We start from the raw sequence: 15,019 nt of genomic DNA on the forward strand, positions 1-15,019 counted from the left end.
CTCAATTTATGGGGGGTTAAAAGGTAAGGTTACGGTTATTTCCCCAGACACAATTCGTGATGAAGTTAAACAAGATCAATTCTATTATCGTGTTTATATTCGAACCGATTCAGACAAGCTTTATAATAAAGAAGGTAAAGCTTTCGGAATTACACCGGGTATGGTGGCAACTGTAGATATTCGTACGGGTGAAAAGACGGTACTGGATTACTTACTTAAACCATTCAATAAAGCCAAAGAAGCGTTACGAGAAAGATAATAAAAAAGCCCCGAGATTCGGGGCTTTTTTTATGGGTTTGATTCTATTAAATTCACGTTATAATTTGATTTTTATTATGCTTTATTTAATTTATGGCTTTTACGATTGCATCACCCATTACATTTGAAGAAGAAATTAAAAAAAGTAGATTTCAGGCTATCGCTGCACCAGTAGAAAATGAACAGCAGGTTAAAGAATTTTTAGAACAAAACAAAGATATCTCGACAACTCATCAATGCTGGGCATGGAAAATTGGGCATAACGTGCGCTTTAACGATGATGGAGAACCCTCAGGAACAGCAGGTCGTCCAATCTTGGCAACCATTGAAGGGAATGACCTGACGAATATCATTGTGATGGTTAACCGCTGGTATGGTGGAATAAAGCTAGGTACAGGCGGTCTTGTCAGAGCATATGGTGGTTGTGCTGGGCAATGTTTGCTATTGACTGAGCGTATTGAACTTATTGCAAAGAAAACGATTTATTTTTCCTGCCACTTTAATGAGTGGGCCATATTTCAATATGAGCTTACTCAACAACAAATTGAATATCAGGAAACCTATACTGCAACGGGCGTGGATATCGAAGCAAGACTACAAATACATCAAATTGAGCCACTTGCCTTAAAACTAAGAGATGTAACGCGTGGTCGTGAAGAATTAAAAATTGAAGAGGAATTGAATGATGACTGATTCCTTACTCAAATATCGGGAACAACATAAGCACCGTTTAAATTATATGCCATGGTTATATTGGACTTTAAAACCTAAAAATCGTGCTTGGGCCGAAGAGTGGCAACAAGAATATCAGGCTTATTTGATGGAGATGGAAACAGTTGAGATTGGTAAAAACTGTTTTATCTCGCCCTTAGCTCACATTTTTGCTGAACCGGGACGAAAAATTATTATTGGTGATAATTGTTTTATTGCAGCAGATTGCAGTTTGCATGGGCCCCTTGAAATTGGTAATGAGGTCGCGATAAATCATCATTGTATTTTAGATGGGGGACGAGCTGGCATAAAGTTGCATGATCAGGTCCGTATTGCTGCATATTGCCACTTATATGCATTTGATCATGGTATGCAGTTAGATCGTCCACTTTACCAGCAACCTGTCACCTCCAAAGGAATTGAAATTGAGCAGGACGTTTGGTTGGGTGCACATGTGGGTATTAAAGATGGTATTAAAATAGGTAAGCATGCTGTAGTGGGCATGAATAGTATGGTGACCAAAGATGTGGAACCGTACCATATTGTAGGTGGCAACCCCGCAAAATTTATTCGTTTAAGGGAATAATTCAGTCTCAAGAATGTAATAAGATGTTTGATCTTTAAACAAAAAAGTTGATTTTTATACATAAACCTTAACATACGAATTTTTATCTATGTTAAGTTAAAGCTAAGTTTTAAGAATAATCTCCAAGGCAAAAGACCTGAAGAAGAGAGGCTGACATGAACCGTGTTATTGCGTGTATTGACTCATCACCGTGTATTAATGCTATTGCCGATGCAGCAGCATGGGTTGCTAAAGCAACCGGACGAGAACTTGTATTATTACAAATTCTAGACTATTACCCTGCAAGTTATCATCTTGGTGAAATTAGTGGAGTAATTGGCTTTGAAAGCAATGCAATGCTGCTAAAAGAGTTAGCTGAGCTGGAACAAAAACAAAGTGAACTCGCTTTAGACTATAGCAATAATTTACTTCGTCATATTTCTGATCTTATTAAAGAAAAACACGATATTACTTGTTCAAAAATTCAAGAAAAAGGTGATTTTTTAGAGCAAAGTTTTAATCTCTTGCATGAAAATGACATCGTAATTTTAGGTCGAGTCGGGGAAAGAGCTGCCGAAAAACAGAAACCAATTGGTAGTAATGTTGAAAACTTTATTCGTGGAGCCAACTGTACTGTTTTGACTATTGGTGAAAACTTTAAAATACCGACACGATTTATTTTCGCCTATGAATATTCACCAACTTGTCAAAAAATGATGCGCCGCATTGCTCAAAGTGATTTATTGCGAACACTGCAATGTCATTTGGTTTATGTTGGCGATCATCCAGAAGTACTCAATGAACCTGAGCATTACCTTAAACAAGCGGGTATAGATGTAGTGACCGTATATCGCTATGGTGATGTTGCACAAAATATTTTAGAGTACCAACAAGAACATGGTATTCAAATTATTGTGCTAGGAGCATTTAGTCATAGCAAAATTCATCAGTTCTTCTTGGGTAGTATTGCTACAACCATATTCCGAAACGCGACTGTGCCATTGTTGGTAGCTAAATAATAAGATTTGCATATAGTTATCCGCAAATCTTGTGGATAACTATATGGAAAAGCAACTGTAATAAAAGTAATTTATTGATTATAAATAATAAAATAAAAAAGACGATTTTTTAACCATTATTTCACAATTGCAATTGCGAAGCCATCATGGCCTTTTGAGCCAACCGTTTGTAATGCCGTACAAGACAAGATTTGTGGATGGTTTTCGAGGGCTTTAAACATTTCACGGATGCCTTCAATACTTGGTTTTTTATTATCTGGATTTAAAATATCACCTGCGCGAATCACATTATCAAGCACAATAATTGTACCTGATCTGGAAAATTTCAGGCTCAATTCTAAATATTCCGGATATCCCTGTTTATCTGCATCAATGAAAATAAAATCAAACGGCTCGATAGATTGAGGATTAATCTCAGAAAGAATATCTGCTGCACGACCAGTTTTAAGTTCAACTTTTACAGGAAGATTTGCATGGTCGATATTTTTTTGTGCCATTTCTGCGTGAGTGTCACGGCCTTCTATTGTCAGTAAATAACCATCTTCAGGTAACGCACGGCCTAACCAAATTGTACTGTATGCAGCAAAGGTTCCAATTTCTAAAACTCGTTTGCATTTATTCATTTGAATAAGCATCTGCAAGAACATTCCTTGGTTAGGCGCCACTGCAAGATGATTTGAGAAGCCGTGTTCGTCGGTATTTTTTAATGCATATTCGAGTCGCGGGTCTTCGGGAATTAAATGTGAATCGATATATTCGTCAATGTCTGTCCACATCTGCTGCATAATCAAATTTACCTATATGTTGATAGGGGTATTTTAAACGTTTATGCCTAGAGTGCAAAAATCTTCGTTTGAAGAAATTTTGGTTGATTATTGAATGAGCAAATTACTTTTTCTGAGTTACCAACCCAAATTAAACAAGGAGTATAAAAAAGGTTCATTTCTTGCTTATTTTTATCAATGTGTAGTTAGGGATGTATAAATGAGAATTACGTTGTGTGCTTTCACAAGTGTAGATTTTGAAGAGGGTATTGAGGTTTATTGTTCAGCTTTTAGTAATGAGCCATGGAATGAGCAGTTTGATGATTTAGAACCAATTAGAAAATATTTTGAGAGATATTTTCAATATTCCTCTTCTTTTGGCTTTTGTGCAAAATGGGGAAACCAATTAATTGGTGTGGGAATGGGGCATATTCATCCCACTATACAAGGACTTCGTTATTATCTAGATGATTTTTTTATTCATCCCCAATATCAGGGAAAAGGAGTTGGCTCTAAGCTTTTAAAGTATATAGAAGGAAAGTGGAGAGAAAATAATATAGAAACTATTGTTCTGCACACGTTAAGAGCATCTATTTCCGAAGATTTTTATAAAAAGCATGGTTTTAAAAACCGCTCAAAACTCATCTCTTTAGCCAAACGTTTGTAATGGGTTTAAGTGAAAACTCCTTTCGATTGAAAGGAGTTTTTTAATTTAAAAATTACACATCGAACTGCTTCGAGTTAAATCAGGTCCCCAAGTACGATAGCCTTGAGTATCAATATGAATTTGTCCGGAGCTATATAAACCAATACCCATATTTAAGCTTTGACCATGCTGAGCCCAGAATTGACAGAGTTTAAATTTGGTATTTTCAATAAATGCATAATCTTGAGCTTGAGGGAACTCAGGACCAATACGGAAATCAATTGCAGAGTTAAATAAATGCTTAGAAGAGCTTGCGCCACCAGCACATTCATTTAAAGGTAAATCTCGGTAAACCGAGGTTACTTCAAAGTCTGTTAGAACTTTTGACGCAACTAAATATTTAAATACGCGAAGGGTCGATAAAGAATTTCCCCAAAGTTCGCGATTAGGCACAGCATATTCTGAGCGCCCACATTTTTGCCAATCGCGTGCTGAACGTAATAACTCAAAACTTGGCACAATGCCCGCAACATTATTTCGGGTTAAGAATTTTTCGTATTCACGAACACGTTCGTAATTTTCACTCGAACCTAACCAGCTTCGATAAGATGTAGGCTCAACTTTAGGGGGAATCGGGCGCTCGATAATAACGCGCTCTTGTGGAATAAAGATTCGTTTACCACTTGGAGAGGTTTTGCCTGTTGTTGTGTGTTGGGGAGAGCTGACACAACCTACCATAACCGCTGGGATTATGCATAAGGGCACCATACTCTGCAAAAACTTCCGCATAAGAAAAATTAAGCACTTATAAATATTGCGGCTATTTTAATGCAAAACAGTGCACAAATTACGAGGAATTTGCAATGAAATGTTTGAATAGGGTATAAAAAAAGATCAGCGGTTGCTGATCTTTTTTGAAATTACTTTTCAAGATATTGTAATTTATCAGGTTTGCCATTCCATTCTTCACGGTCAGCTGGTTGATCACCAATTTGAGTAATGTTAGGCCATTTTTGAGAAAGGTCGGCATTGAGCTCAATAAACACTTCTTGACCTTCTGGTAACTCATCTTCAGAGAAAATTGCATTTGCCGGGCACTCTGGTTCACATAATGCACAGTCAATACATTCATCCGGATTGATCACTAGGAAATTCGGACCTTCGTAAAAACAGTCTACAGGACAAACTTCTACGCAATCTTGGTATTTACATTTAATACAATTTTCAGTGACAACAAAGGTCATGGCGACAGCTACCTAAAAAATATGGTTTCATTTCGAATAGCTTATTTTAGGCAAAAAAGGGGTAAACAAACAATTGCTTTTATTGATATTCTTTATTCATGCATATGAAGATAAGTTAATACGTTGATAATCAAACGGATCTTCCATCCTTAAGATGTGTTAATCTATAAAATTAAAATAATAATATATTTTATAAAACAATTACTTAAAAAATATTTCCTTTAAATATTCAGATGTCATTTAAGTCAAGCCATCAATTTTATTAAATGTCTTAATTTCTCATTTTTCTTTTACAAATTTTGATTTTCTGTTTTTTTTGTTGAAAATCACTTAAATCTGTAGAACTAAAGGGTACAGAGCAAATGGATATCTTCAGGTTCTAATTGCCAAAGTTGTTGATCTGGGACACTTAACGGTTGTGCGCCATGCTTGATATAGAAATCTACAGTACGTCGACTTGGGGTTGCTGAAATATACAGTTGATTTGCACCGAGTTGTTTGGCGGACTCTTTTGCAGCTTGCATAAGTTTGGCACCAATGCCTTTACCTTGTTGGTCTGCATCGACATAGAAATAGTGTAGTAATTTAGCGTTAGGGTAGTCAGCTATAATTTGATTTGACACCACACTCACACCAACCAGTTTTTCTGCGGCATCAAATGCACCGATAAATAGAGCACCTTGCTCATAGAGTTGTTTTAGTTTGGGTGGGTCATTTTCTAAATGATATGAGTCCCAATGTTGGACATCAAAAAAACAATCAACCAATTCTAAGTGTTGTTGGTTTTGAATATACATTTGAGTGATTAATTCACGGCGGCTAATCTGCTGCCAAATAAGATCAATTTCTGAAATTTGCAAAGATCTTAAAATCATATAAATATTATGCTCCGATATGAATAAGCAGACCTAAGCCTGCTTATTCAGACGTGATTTATTAGGATTTTAGTGCAGCTTTTAACTCGTAGAGCTGCTCAAGTGCCTGACGAGGCGATAAGTTATCGACTTCAATTTGCTTAAGTAAATCTAGAGCAGGGGATGAAACCTCTATCTCAACAACTTTCTCTATGATTTGTGAACCAGCGTTCGCATCTGGTGGCGCAAACAAATCATTTTGAAAGCTCGTTTGTAGATGTTGCTGCTGCTGTTTCTCTAAAATACGTAAACGTTTTTGAGCTTCTTTAATCACATTGGCAGGAATACCTGCTAATTTTGCGACCTGTAAACCATGACTTTGACTTGCAGGACCTTGCTGAACTTTATGTAATAAAATCAGGTTGCCATTCAGCTCTTGTGCCGTGACATGGTAGTTATCAATTCCTGCTTCACCACCAAGTTCAGTCAACTCGAAATAATGGGTTGCAAATAGACATAAACATTTTACGCGTTTGGTTAAATCAACCACGCATGCCCATGCTAAAGACAAGCCATCATAGGTACTGGTTCCGCGGCCAACTTCATCCATCAGAACAAGCGATTGATTAGTCGCATGATGCAGAATTTGAGAAGTTTCTGTCATTTCAACCATAAAGGTCGATTTGCCTGTAGATAAATCGTCGGCTGAACCAATACGAGTGAAAATACGATCGATTGGACCGAGTTTGGCTGCTTTGGCTGGAATATAACTGCCGCAGTAAGCCAATAAACTAATTAATGCCGTTTGACGCATGAATGTTGATTTACCGCCCATGTTTGGGCCAGTAATAATTGCCATGCGATGTTGGCTATCAAGAAAAGTATCATTTGGTGTAAATGGTGCTTTATTTAATGCTTCAACTACAGGGTGACGGCCTGCCTGAATTTTAATGCCCGTTTCTGGTGTAAATTCAGGACGCGCCCAATTGTTTAAGCGTGCTTGATGAGCAAAGTTAGCAACCACATCAATTTGAGCAATTGCTGAACTCATCATTTGGAGATGAGCAATATTTTCACGAAGGTTTTCAAGTAAAGCTTCAAATAATGCTTTTTCACGTGCTAATGCACGCGACTCGCTCGATAGGACTTTATCTTCAAAACTTTTTAACTCAGGGGTAATGTAGCGTTCAGCATTTTTTAAAGTCTGGCGACGAATATAGTCAGCTGGAGCTTGCTCTGCTTGAGCACGAGTGAGTTCAATGTAGTAACCACTTACACGGTTATAACCGATTTTAAGGGTATTAATGCCAGTACGTTCACGCTCTTTAATTTCTAAATCAATGAGGAATTGACCTGCGTGATCGCGAATTTGGCGTAATTCATCGAGGTCTGCATCATATCCTTCTGCAATTACATTGCCATCACGAAGTAATACAGGAGGGTTTTCAACAATGGCTGCCATCAAATGTTGATGAAGTGCTTTAAAATCACCAAGCTCTTGATCAAGTTGAACTAATAGTTTGGATTTTTTCGCTTGAATAACTGGAGTTAATGCTGTTCTTAACGCTGGAATTTGTGCACATGCATGACGAAGTTGTACTAAATCACGTGGTCGCGCACTCCCCAGTGCAACACGACTAAGCACACGCTCAATATCACCAATTTCTTTAAGGACCAAACGAACTGGGCTTTCATGATATCCCTGAATGAGTTGCTCAATGGCATCTAAACGAGCATCGAGTAATGCGGTATCACGAACCGGTTGCATGAGTGTACGGCTTAATAAACGTCCGCCCATTGCAGTTTGGCAATCATTCACCAGTTGGAATAATGATGTTCCATGTTCAAATAACGGTTCAATAATTTCTAAGTTACGACGTGTGATTGGGTCAAGCGCAATAAAGTCTGTGCTTTGTTCAAGTTGAATTGAACGAATATGCGGTAATGCAGTTTTTTGAGTTTCTTTTGCATAGTGAATGAGTGCAGCGGCAGCAGCTTTGGCTAAAGGTAATGGATCTAAACCAAAACCTGAAAGCGTTGATACCGTAAACTGGTCACATAAGGTTTTTTGTGCATTATTTTGATTGAAGTCTACATTCGGACGTTTGGTAACGGGGCAATCTAAGTGCTTTTTAATTTGTTCGATAATATTCGTATCGACCAAGTCTTCATCAATCAAAATTTCACTTGGCATTAAACGCGCAAGTTCAATAGGCAACTGTTCTGGCTTGTAATCTTGTTGTTGAACTTTAAAAATGCCTGCACTTAAGTCGAGTAAAGCAAAACCAATCTGATTTTGATGTATGCATAAAGAGACTAGGTTAGATGATTGATAACTGCTGAGTAATGCATCATCAGTTAACGTACCCGGAGTAAGAATACGAACAACTTTACGATCAACCGGACCTTTACCTGTCACTTCTCCAACTTGTTCGCAAATGGCTACAGTGCGTCCAGCTTTGACAAGACGTGCAAGATAACCTTCTGCCGCGTGATAGGGAACACCCGCCATTGGAATAGGCCGCCCACTCGCTTTACCACGATGGGTTAAGGTGATGCCTAAAAGTTTGGCTGCTAAATGAGCATCTTCAAAGAAGAGTTCATAAAAGTCACCCATACGGTAAAACAGCAACGCATGTTGATAGTCCGTTTTGACTTTGAGATATTGCTGCATCATAGGTGTATGAGAAGATAAGTCAGCCATGATTTCAGCGCTATTCATGCGTATTAAACCCTTAAAAAATCAATAATAAATAAGTTAACTTTGAAAGTCTGGTTATCGAACCAATTCTAACAACTTCTGTGTAAATCTGACTTAGTCTAAGAAAAAAGTATACCTTTCTAGTGTACCTTTTTTAGTGTCAATATTGAGTTAACAGTGTGTGAGAACTTAACTTAATTTTTCACGGTTGCTATCTTAACAAATTGAGAGTGATTGACAAAAAAGATTCCTAAAATGAGCGAGGAAATAAATAGCAAAAAGAAAGTGGCCTTATTAGCTCAAACTATCACTCAATTTCTGCTGTATGAAATCAATAAGCGCTCTTGTTTTAGCGGGTAAGTAACGGCGATTTGAATAAAGTGCGAACAATTGCAATGGAGCTGCCGATTGTTCAAACTCAACCTCGATTAACCGTCCATCGCTAATGTATGGTTGGCAGGCTTGTTTGGATAGAATTGCAAAACCGACACCTGATATCGCAGCTTGTCCTGCCATTTCTCCGCTGTTTACTCGATAATGCCCTTTAACTTTGATGGTCTCGAATTCCCCCTTTTTATTCACAAATTGCCAGGGAGCACCTTTGAGTGCACTTACCGTTGTAATACAGGGTAATTCTTCAAATTGCTGGATATGAGTGGGGGTACCATAACGCTGAATGACGGAGGGGGCTGCAACAATGGTGCAAGGGATAGTCACCAAATGACGGGCGATGTAGTCACTGTTATCCATCTGACCGCGGGTAATAATGATAGCTAAATCCAGATCATCACGCAGAGATTCGAAACCTGACAAATTTGTGATACAGCTGATCTCTAGGTCTGGGTACTGAAAGGCGAAATTGGCAATAACAGAACCCAGCAATGCAGGACCTATTTCATTGGGAATACAGATACGTAATGGGCCCTTGAGTTGCATTTGCCGCAACGTTAACTCTGTCTCAGTTTGCTCAAGCGCCTCCAGTAATGGCTTTGCTCTAGTATAGAGTAGCTGCCCCGCCTGAGTGAGTTTCATATGTCGGGTGCTACGCTCAATGAGCTGAAGATCCAGTTTTTCTTCTAACTGAGAAATACAGCGACTAACATTTGATGTCGGCATTTCAAGGATTTTCGATGCCCCAACAAAACTTTCTCTTTCAACCACAGCAATAAACACTTTCAGGGTATTAAAATCCAGAGCTGGACGCATCAATTATCCCATATTTGATAATAATAAGTGCCATTTCTACTATATAATAAACACCATTGATAGTAGTTAAACTTGGATATCTTTCATCCATAGGTTGCTTGCTATGCCTCCGGTCACGCAGACATTTAATCATAAATCTCTCATGCGGATAGCCATTGTAATTGCTTTTGTTCAGTTCACGAATGCACTGGAATATATGGTGTTCAACCCTGTTTTTGTTTTTATGGCAACAGATTTCGCAGTGCCTGTATCGTTCTCAGGCTATGTGTCGGGTATGTACACACTTGGTGCGGTCCTTTCGGGAGTTATTGCCTTTTACTGGATTGGTCATTTCAATAAGAAAAAATTTTTAATCGCTAATATGGTGCTGTTAGGCTTACTAACACTATTAACTACATTCACATCCAGTTTTAATCTTCTGCTCGCACTACGATTTTGTGCAGGGTTGGTTGGTGGTACGACCATGGGTGTGGGTATAAGTATATTGATAAACAACGTGCCGCCTAACTTGCGCGGAAGAATGATGGCGACGGTGATTGCGTCATTTTCGATAGTAAGCATTGTGGGAATGCCCACGATATTATTTCTGTGCACACATTATGGTTGGCATGTGGCTTTGTGGCTAATAAGTGCCTTGTGTGCAGTAGCGTTGCCATTGATTGTATCCATCATACCTAAAGACCCAGTCTCTTTAGACACGCTCCGTGCGCTGCCTCTCGATATGAATACTTTACTGTTCGCTTCCAGTAATGCGCTTGTACAGTTTAGTCCTATGCTGGTTATTCCTATTCTGGCGCCATTAATGATACAGCAGTTGGGCGCTTCGCAAGATCTACTGCCTTGGCTCTTCTTTAGCGGGGGGGTTATAGGTTATCTGTCTACAAAAATCACAGGGGCGTTAACCTCCCGTTTTTCTGCTTTGATACTGGCTACATGTTCTACCATCGTCTTTATATTGAGTTTGCTGATACCAATTCTAGGCTATCAGCATGCGACGTTATTTATTACTTTATTTCTAGGCGCATCTTACAGTCGTTTGGTGTCATCTTCGGTGGTTTCGATTCAGTTTCCTGATGATAGGCAACGAGCTGGATTCTCTTCATTACAGACATCAATCATGTATCTGATAACAACCATCGCATTTTTTCTGTCTGCTTTTCTATTACCTGATCATGATATGACACCACAAAATGTAAACAAGTTACTGATGATATGTGCAATTTCCGCAGCAGGATTCCCAATTCTCGTTATTATTATGCGAAAGAAACTGGCTAAACGTTTTCATCCAACATAACTCTAAAGTTGTTATTTTCGGTACATTAAAAGGGTGACGACATTTCTTGTAGTGTAAGTTTAATGCCTATGTAAAATAAAAAACTGATGGATATTGGCTATCCATCAGTTTGAGTTCTATTTATAAATCACGAGCAACTAAAGTTAAAATGTCGTAAGTTGCGACAAGTTCACCACGTTGGTTTTTGACTTTAATATCCCACACCACAACCCCATGCGCAGGTTGAGACGGGTCTTTTTGTGGTTTAGGTGTTTTTTGCTTACAGGTCAATTCAACTTGAATCGAGTCACCAATTTTAACTGGTTCAACAAAGCGTAAGTTGTCCATACCGTAATTGGCAATAACTGGACCTTGCGCTGCATCTACAAACAAACCTGCTGCGGCAGAAACAATGAAATATCCATGTGCAACACGCTCTCCAAAGAAAGACTCGGCAGCTGCAATTTTGTCGGTATGTGCATAGAAGTAATCACCACTTAAACCAGCAAAATTGACAATATCTGCTTCACTTACGGTGCGACGCGCCGTTAATAAACGTTCACCAATGACTAACTCATCAAACGACTTTTTAAATGGATGTACACGGTCTTCGTTGACCTTAGAGCCAGCAGTCCATGAATGAGTAATTTGCGTTAGACTATTTGGAGAACCTTGAATTGCTGTGCGCTGCATATAGTGTTTAACAGCACGAATACCACCTAACTCTTCACCGCCACCTGCACGACCAGGACCACCGTGTACTAAATGCGGAAGTGGTGAACCATGTCCTGTACTTTCTTTTGCTGACTCTGCATCTAATACATGCACACGTCCATGCCAAGGCGCAATTTTTTGAATAATCTGTTCGATATTCTCATCGTTATTTTTAACGACTGAAGCCACTAAGCTACCTTCGCCACGTGAAACAAGGTCGGCCAATTCTTCAATGTTTTGATATGGCATGAGTGTACATACTGGACCGAAAGCTTCTGTCGTATGAACATGTGCCGCTTGCAAAGGTTGTTCGCATAACAATAAAGTTGGAGCGAAAAAAGCACCTTTTTCAGGATGATCTGCATTAAATCTAAAGGAATCATTGTCACCAAAAACAATTTTTGCATCTTTGCTGAGTTCAGCAACTTTTTCTGCAACGTCATGTTTTTGTTTAATGCTCGCTAAAGCACCCATTGTGGTTTCTTCTTTTTGAGGGTCGCCCACCACAACTTTAGCAAGTTTGGCAGTTAGCTTCTCTTGTACTGTCGCTAACAAATTTTCTGGAACGAAAGCACGACGAATTGCAGTACATTTTTGGCCTGCTTTTGTCGTCATTTCACGGAAGACTTCACGCACAAACAAATCGACAGTTTCTTCATTTGCCTCAGGGCTTAAAATTGCGCTGTTTACTGAGTCAGCTTCCATGCTAAATGGAATTGAATATTTATTGAGGTGAGGATGGTTACGTAGTTTTTGGCCTGTGTAGGCAGAACCTGTAAACGTGACGCAGTCTTGTGGGCCTAGATGCTCTAACAGGTCATAAGTCTGACCACAAATTAGTTGTAGTGAACCCTTCGGTAACACATGTGCTTCTTCAATGGCTTTTACAACAGCTTGAGTTAATTGAGAACCATCGGTTGCAGGTTTAACAACACAAGGCACGCCAGCAAGTAGAGTTGGTGCAATCTTTTCAAGCATTCCCCAAATTGGGAAGTTAAAAGCATTGATATGAACTGCAACACCCGCTTTAGGGCTTAAAATGTGTTTAGCGCCGAAAGTGCCATTTTTAGATAATTGAATCCAGCTGTCTTCAGTAATAATTTTTTCATCATTGAGTTCACGGCGAACTAGACTTGAATAAGCAAATAAGGTCTGGATACCACCTTCAATATCAATCCATGCATCTTTACGAGTTGCACCTGTTGCATACGCAAGTTTGTAGAACTCTTCCTTGCGCTCAAGTAAATATTGAGCAATTTGTTTTAAAGCATTTGCACGTTGGTGGAATGTCCAGTTTGCCAGTTCTGAGCCGTTTTGTTTGGCATATTGAACAACACGTTTCATATCAATGCCATGACTACTTACGGCATAAATAGCTTCACCTGTAATGGCATGGAAAACAGGACGCAGTTCTTCACTCGTCGAATGCCATGTTCCATAGGCATAAGAAGCAAGGTGAGGCAGTTGATGCTCAGACTGCTGCAAATCTGTGTCAGTTGAGGTTCCTTCTAGGTGTGCTTGTTCAAGCATGACCAAACTCCTTTTTATGTGATACATCAATTATAAAAATTGCAAAAATATGATTCATAATTTCAGATTAATTTATCTAAAAGTCAACTTTATTTTGATTTTTAAAAGTAAAAAAGTTTTTTACATTTGATTAATATTTATTTATTTCAATTGTTTAATGTGGTTTTGGTGGGCGGATTTAATTTGATACTAAAAAATAGGTTGACTTTGTTTTTGGTGTATCGAAAAATAGATTTAAGGGTGATACCTACAGGGAATGAAAGAATGGAAAACAACTACCAGAAATTTGAACAAAATATTGCCAATGACATTACGATCGAGGCTAAGGATGAAATGCCCGATGCCTATCGCAAAACATTGATTCGTCAAATCGGGCAACATGGCCATTCTGAAATTGTAGGTATGTTGCCTGAAGGGAACTGGATTACTCGTGCGCCAACTTTAAAACGTAAAGCGGTTTTGTTGGCGAAAGTACAAGATGAAGCTGGGCATGGTTTATATCTGTACAGCGCGGCAGAAACTTTGGGTGCTGACCGTGATGACATGATGGAAAAGTTGATTGATGGGAAAATGAAATACTCATCAATCTTTAACTATCCAACTTTGACTTGGGCAGATGTTGCTGCGATTGGCTGGCTTGTCGATGGGGCAGCGATTGTAAATCAGGTTGCACTTTGCCGTACTTCGTATGGGCCATATGCACGTGCAATGGTACGTATTTGTAAAGAAGAAAGTTTCCACCAACGTCAAGGTTTTGAAGCGATGATGGCTTTGGCAAACGGTACACCAGAACAAAAACAAATGGCACAAGATGCGGTAAATCGCTATTGGTGGCCTGCACTCATGATGTTTGGCCCAAGTGATGAGCATTCTCCAAATAGCGCACAAAGTCTGGCGTGGAAAGTCAAACGCTTTGGTAATGATGAATTACGTCAAAAGTTTGTCGATAACACCGTACCGCAAGTGTTGCAGCTTGGCTTGGAAGTACCAGATCCAGATTTAAAGTTTAATGAAGAAACAGGCCACTATGAGTTTGGCGAGATCGACTGGCACGAATTTAATGAAGTGATTGCTGGACGTGGACCATGTAATCACGAGCGTATCGAAGCGCGCCGTAAAGCATGGGAAAACGGCAAATGGGTTCGTGATGCAGCCGTGGTCTACGCTAAAAAACAACAGCTTGAAGCGAACAAAGTGGCTTAACAAGATTTATGGAAAAATTTGAGGAAATCAAAATGGAAGATAAAAACAACTGGTCACTCTACGAAGTATTTGTCCGTAGTAAACAAGGCTTAAGCCACCGTCATGTAGGCAGCTTAAGAGCACCAGATGATGAAATCGCACTTCAACATGCACGCGATGTTTATACACGTCGTAATGAAGGAATTAGCATTTGGGTGATTCGTTCAGAACTCATTAAGTCTTCACAGCCAGATGAAAAAGCTGAATTTTTCGATCCTGCTCTAGATAAGGTTTACCGTCATCCGACTTTTTACCATATTCCAGATGGCATTGAGCATATGTAAGGGGTTGG

14 protein-coding genes and 1 pseudogene are annotated in these 15,019 nt (G+C 39.1%); 8 read left to right on the forward strand and 7 right to left on the reverse strand.

Annotation, left to right across the window (positions count from 1 at the left end; translation table 11 throughout):
- The 4 genes and pseudogenes from ACLBWE_RS12120 to ACLBWE_RS12135 form a co-directional block, all read left to right on the forward strand.
- Positions 1-259: pseudogene (locus ACLBWE_RS12120) on the forward strand (secretion protein HlyD); the annotation flags it as partial.
- 92 nt (positions 260-351) lie between these two features.
- Complete coding sequence (locus ACLBWE_RS12125; protein ID WP_447603128.1) at positions 352-951, forward strand: IMPACT family protein; 600 nt, start codon at positions 352-354, stop codon at positions 949-951.
- Positions 944-1,555, forward strand: coding sequence for a chloramphenicol acetyltransferase CAT (locus ACLBWE_RS12130; protein WP_004642188.1), 612 nt, complete (start codon positions 944-946; stop codon positions 1,553-1,555). The genes ACLBWE_RS12125 and ACLBWE_RS12130 overlap by 8 nt, the downstream gene beginning before the upstream one ends.
- A gap of 155 nt (positions 1,556-1,710) precedes the next feature.
- Positions 1,711-2,553: a universal stress protein gene (locus ACLBWE_RS12135; protein WP_045435836.1), complete on the forward strand. Its 843-nt coding sequence runs from the start codon at positions 1,711-1,713 to the stop codon at positions 2,551-2,553.
- A gap of 116 nt (positions 2,554-2,669) precedes the next feature.
- On the opposite strand, the gene ACLBWE_RS12140 is transcribed toward ACLBWE_RS12135, so the two are convergent.
- On the reverse strand, positions 2,670-3,338 hold the full coding sequence (locus tag ACLBWE_RS12140; protein WP_347018596.1) for an O-methyltransferase: 669 nt from the start codon (positions 3,336-3,338) through the stop codon (positions 2,670-2,672).
- Between the two features lie 199 nt (positions 3,339-3,537).
- Here ACLBWE_RS12140 and ACLBWE_RS12145 point away from each other — a divergent pair, with 199 nt between their 5' ends.
- Entirely contained in the window at positions 3,538-3,984 is a 447-nt protein-coding gene (locus ACLBWE_RS12145; RefSeq protein ID WP_447603130.1) for a GNAT family N-acetyltransferase, read from the forward strand.
- Between the two features lie 45 nt (positions 3,985-4,029).
- Here the strand turns inward: ACLBWE_RS12145 and ACLBWE_RS12150 are convergent, their stop codons facing one another.
- The 5 genes from ACLBWE_RS12150 to ACLBWE_RS12170 form a co-directional block, all read right to left on the reverse strand.
- Positions 4,030-4,752 (reverse strand): peptidase M15, encoded by a 723-nt coding sequence (locus ACLBWE_RS12150; protein WP_348950545.1) that lies wholly within the window; start codon positions 4,750-4,752, stop codon positions 4,030-4,032.
- Positions 4,753-4,883: 131 nt separating this feature from the next.
- Complete coding sequence (gene fdxA, locus ACLBWE_RS12155; RefSeq protein WP_003650851.1) at positions 4,884-5,207, reverse strand: ferredoxin FdxA; 324 nt, start codon at positions 5,205-5,207, stop codon at positions 4,884-4,886.
- A 344-nt stretch (positions 5,208-5,551) separates the two neighbouring features.
- Positions 5,552-6,082 carry a GNAT family N-acetyltransferase gene (locus tag ACLBWE_RS12160; RefSeq protein ID WP_447603133.1) on the reverse strand — a complete coding sequence of 177 codons (531 nt, stop codon included), beginning with the start codon at positions 6,080-6,082 and terminating at the stop codon, positions 5,552-5,554.
- 61 nt (positions 6,083-6,143) lie between these two features.
- On the reverse strand, positions 6,144-8,783 hold the full coding sequence (gene mutS, locus ACLBWE_RS12165) for a DNA mismatch repair protein MutS (RefSeq protein WP_003650856.1): 2,640 nt from the start codon (positions 8,781-8,783) through the stop codon (positions 6,144-6,146).
- 273 nt (positions 8,784-9,056) lie between these two features.
- A complete protein-coding gene (locus ACLBWE_RS12170; RefSeq protein WP_045435816.1) occupies positions 9,057-9,968 on the reverse strand; it encodes a LysR family transcriptional regulator in 912 nt (303 codons plus the stop codon).
- Positions 9,969-10,071: 103 nt separating this feature from the next.
- Here ACLBWE_RS12170 and ACLBWE_RS12175 point away from each other — a divergent pair, with 103 nt between their 5' ends.
- Positions 10,072-11,262, forward strand: a complete 1,191-nt coding sequence (locus ACLBWE_RS12175; RefSeq protein WP_447603136.1) for an MFS transporter — start codon at positions 10,072-10,074, stop codon at positions 11,260-11,262.
- A gap of 120 nt (positions 11,263-11,382) precedes the next feature.
- On the opposite strand, the gene paaZ is transcribed toward ACLBWE_RS12175, so the two are convergent.
- Complete coding sequence (paaZ, locus tag ACLBWE_RS12180; protein WP_447603138.1) at positions 11,383-13,485, reverse strand: phenylacetic acid degradation bifunctional protein PaaZ; 2,103 nt, start codon at positions 13,483-13,485, stop codon at positions 11,383-11,385.
- A gap of 264 nt (positions 13,486-13,749) precedes the next feature.
- Between paaZ and paaA the strand changes: the two genes are divergently transcribed.
- Positions 13,750-14,688, forward strand: a complete 939-nt coding sequence (gene paaA, locus ACLBWE_RS12185) for a 1,2-phenylacetyl-CoA epoxidase subunit PaaA (RefSeq protein WP_005041608.1) — start codon at positions 13,750-13,752, stop codon at positions 14,686-14,688.
- A 32-nt stretch (positions 14,689-14,720) separates the two neighbouring features.
- Complete coding sequence (paaB, locus tag ACLBWE_RS12190) at positions 14,721-15,011, forward strand: 1,2-phenylacetyl-CoA epoxidase subunit PaaB (protein ID WP_004642197.1); 291 nt, start codon at positions 14,721-14,723, stop codon at positions 15,009-15,011.
- The last annotated feature ends 8 nt before the right edge of the window (positions 15,012-15,019 follow it).

The sequence above is a fragment of the Acinetobacter sp. M5A5_2a genome (assembly GCF_053345265.1).

What these genes read in the sequence shown, in the direction of transcription:
- ACLBWE_RS12125 (WP_447603128.1), top strand. Translation starts at nt 352, where the DNA reads ATGGCTTTTACGATTGCATCACCCATTACATTTGAAGAAGAAATTAAA.
- ACLBWE_RS12130 (WP_004642188.1), top strand. Translation starts at nt 944, where the DNA reads ATGACTGATTCCTTACTCAAATATCGGGAACAACATAAGCACCGTTTA.
- ACLBWE_RS12135 (WP_045435836.1), top strand. Translation starts at nt 1,711, where the DNA reads ATGAACCGTGTTATTGCGTGTATTGACTCATCACCGTGTATTAATGCT.
- ACLBWE_RS12140 (WP_347018596.1), bottom strand. Translation starts at nt 3,338, where the DNA reads ATGCAGCAGATGTGGACAGACATTGACGAATATATCGATTCACATTTA.
- ACLBWE_RS12145 (WP_447603130.1), top strand. Translation starts at nt 3,538, where the DNA reads ATGAGAATTACGTTGTGTGCTTTCACAAGTGTAGATTTTGAAGAGGGT.
- ACLBWE_RS12150 (WP_348950545.1), bottom strand. Translation starts at nt 4,752, where the DNA reads ATGCGGAAGTTTTTGCAGAGTATGGTGCCCTTATGCATAATCCCAGCG.
- fdxA (WP_003650851.1), bottom strand. Translation starts at nt 5,207, where the DNA reads ATGACCTTTGTTGTCACTGAAAATTGTATTAAATGTAAATACCAAGAT.
- ACLBWE_RS12160 (WP_447603133.1), bottom strand. Translation starts at nt 6,082, where the DNA reads ATGATTTTAAGATCTTTGCAAATTTCAGAAATTGATCTTATTTGGCAG.
- mutS (WP_003650856.1), bottom strand. Translation starts at nt 8,783, where the DNA reads ATGAATAGCGCTGAAATCATGGCTGACTTATCTTCTCATACACCTATG.
- ACLBWE_RS12170 (WP_045435816.1), bottom strand. Translation starts at nt 9,968, where the DNA reads ATGCGTCCAGCTCTGGATTTTAATACCCTGAAAGTGTTTATTGCTGTG.
- ACLBWE_RS12175 (WP_447603136.1), top strand. Translation starts at nt 10,072, where the DNA reads ATGCCTCCGGTCACGCAGACATTTAATCATAAATCTCTCATGCGGATA.
- paaZ (WP_447603138.1), bottom strand. Translation starts at nt 13,485, where the DNA reads ATGCTTGAACAAGCACACCTAGAAGGAACCTCAACTGACACAGATTTG.
- paaA (WP_005041608.1), top strand. Translation starts at nt 13,750, where the DNA reads ATGGAAAACAACTACCAGAAATTTGAACAAAATATTGCCAATGACATT.
- paaB (WP_004642197.1), top strand. Translation starts at nt 14,721, where the DNA reads ATGGAAGATAAAAACAACTGGTCACTCTACGAAGTATTTGTCCGTAGT.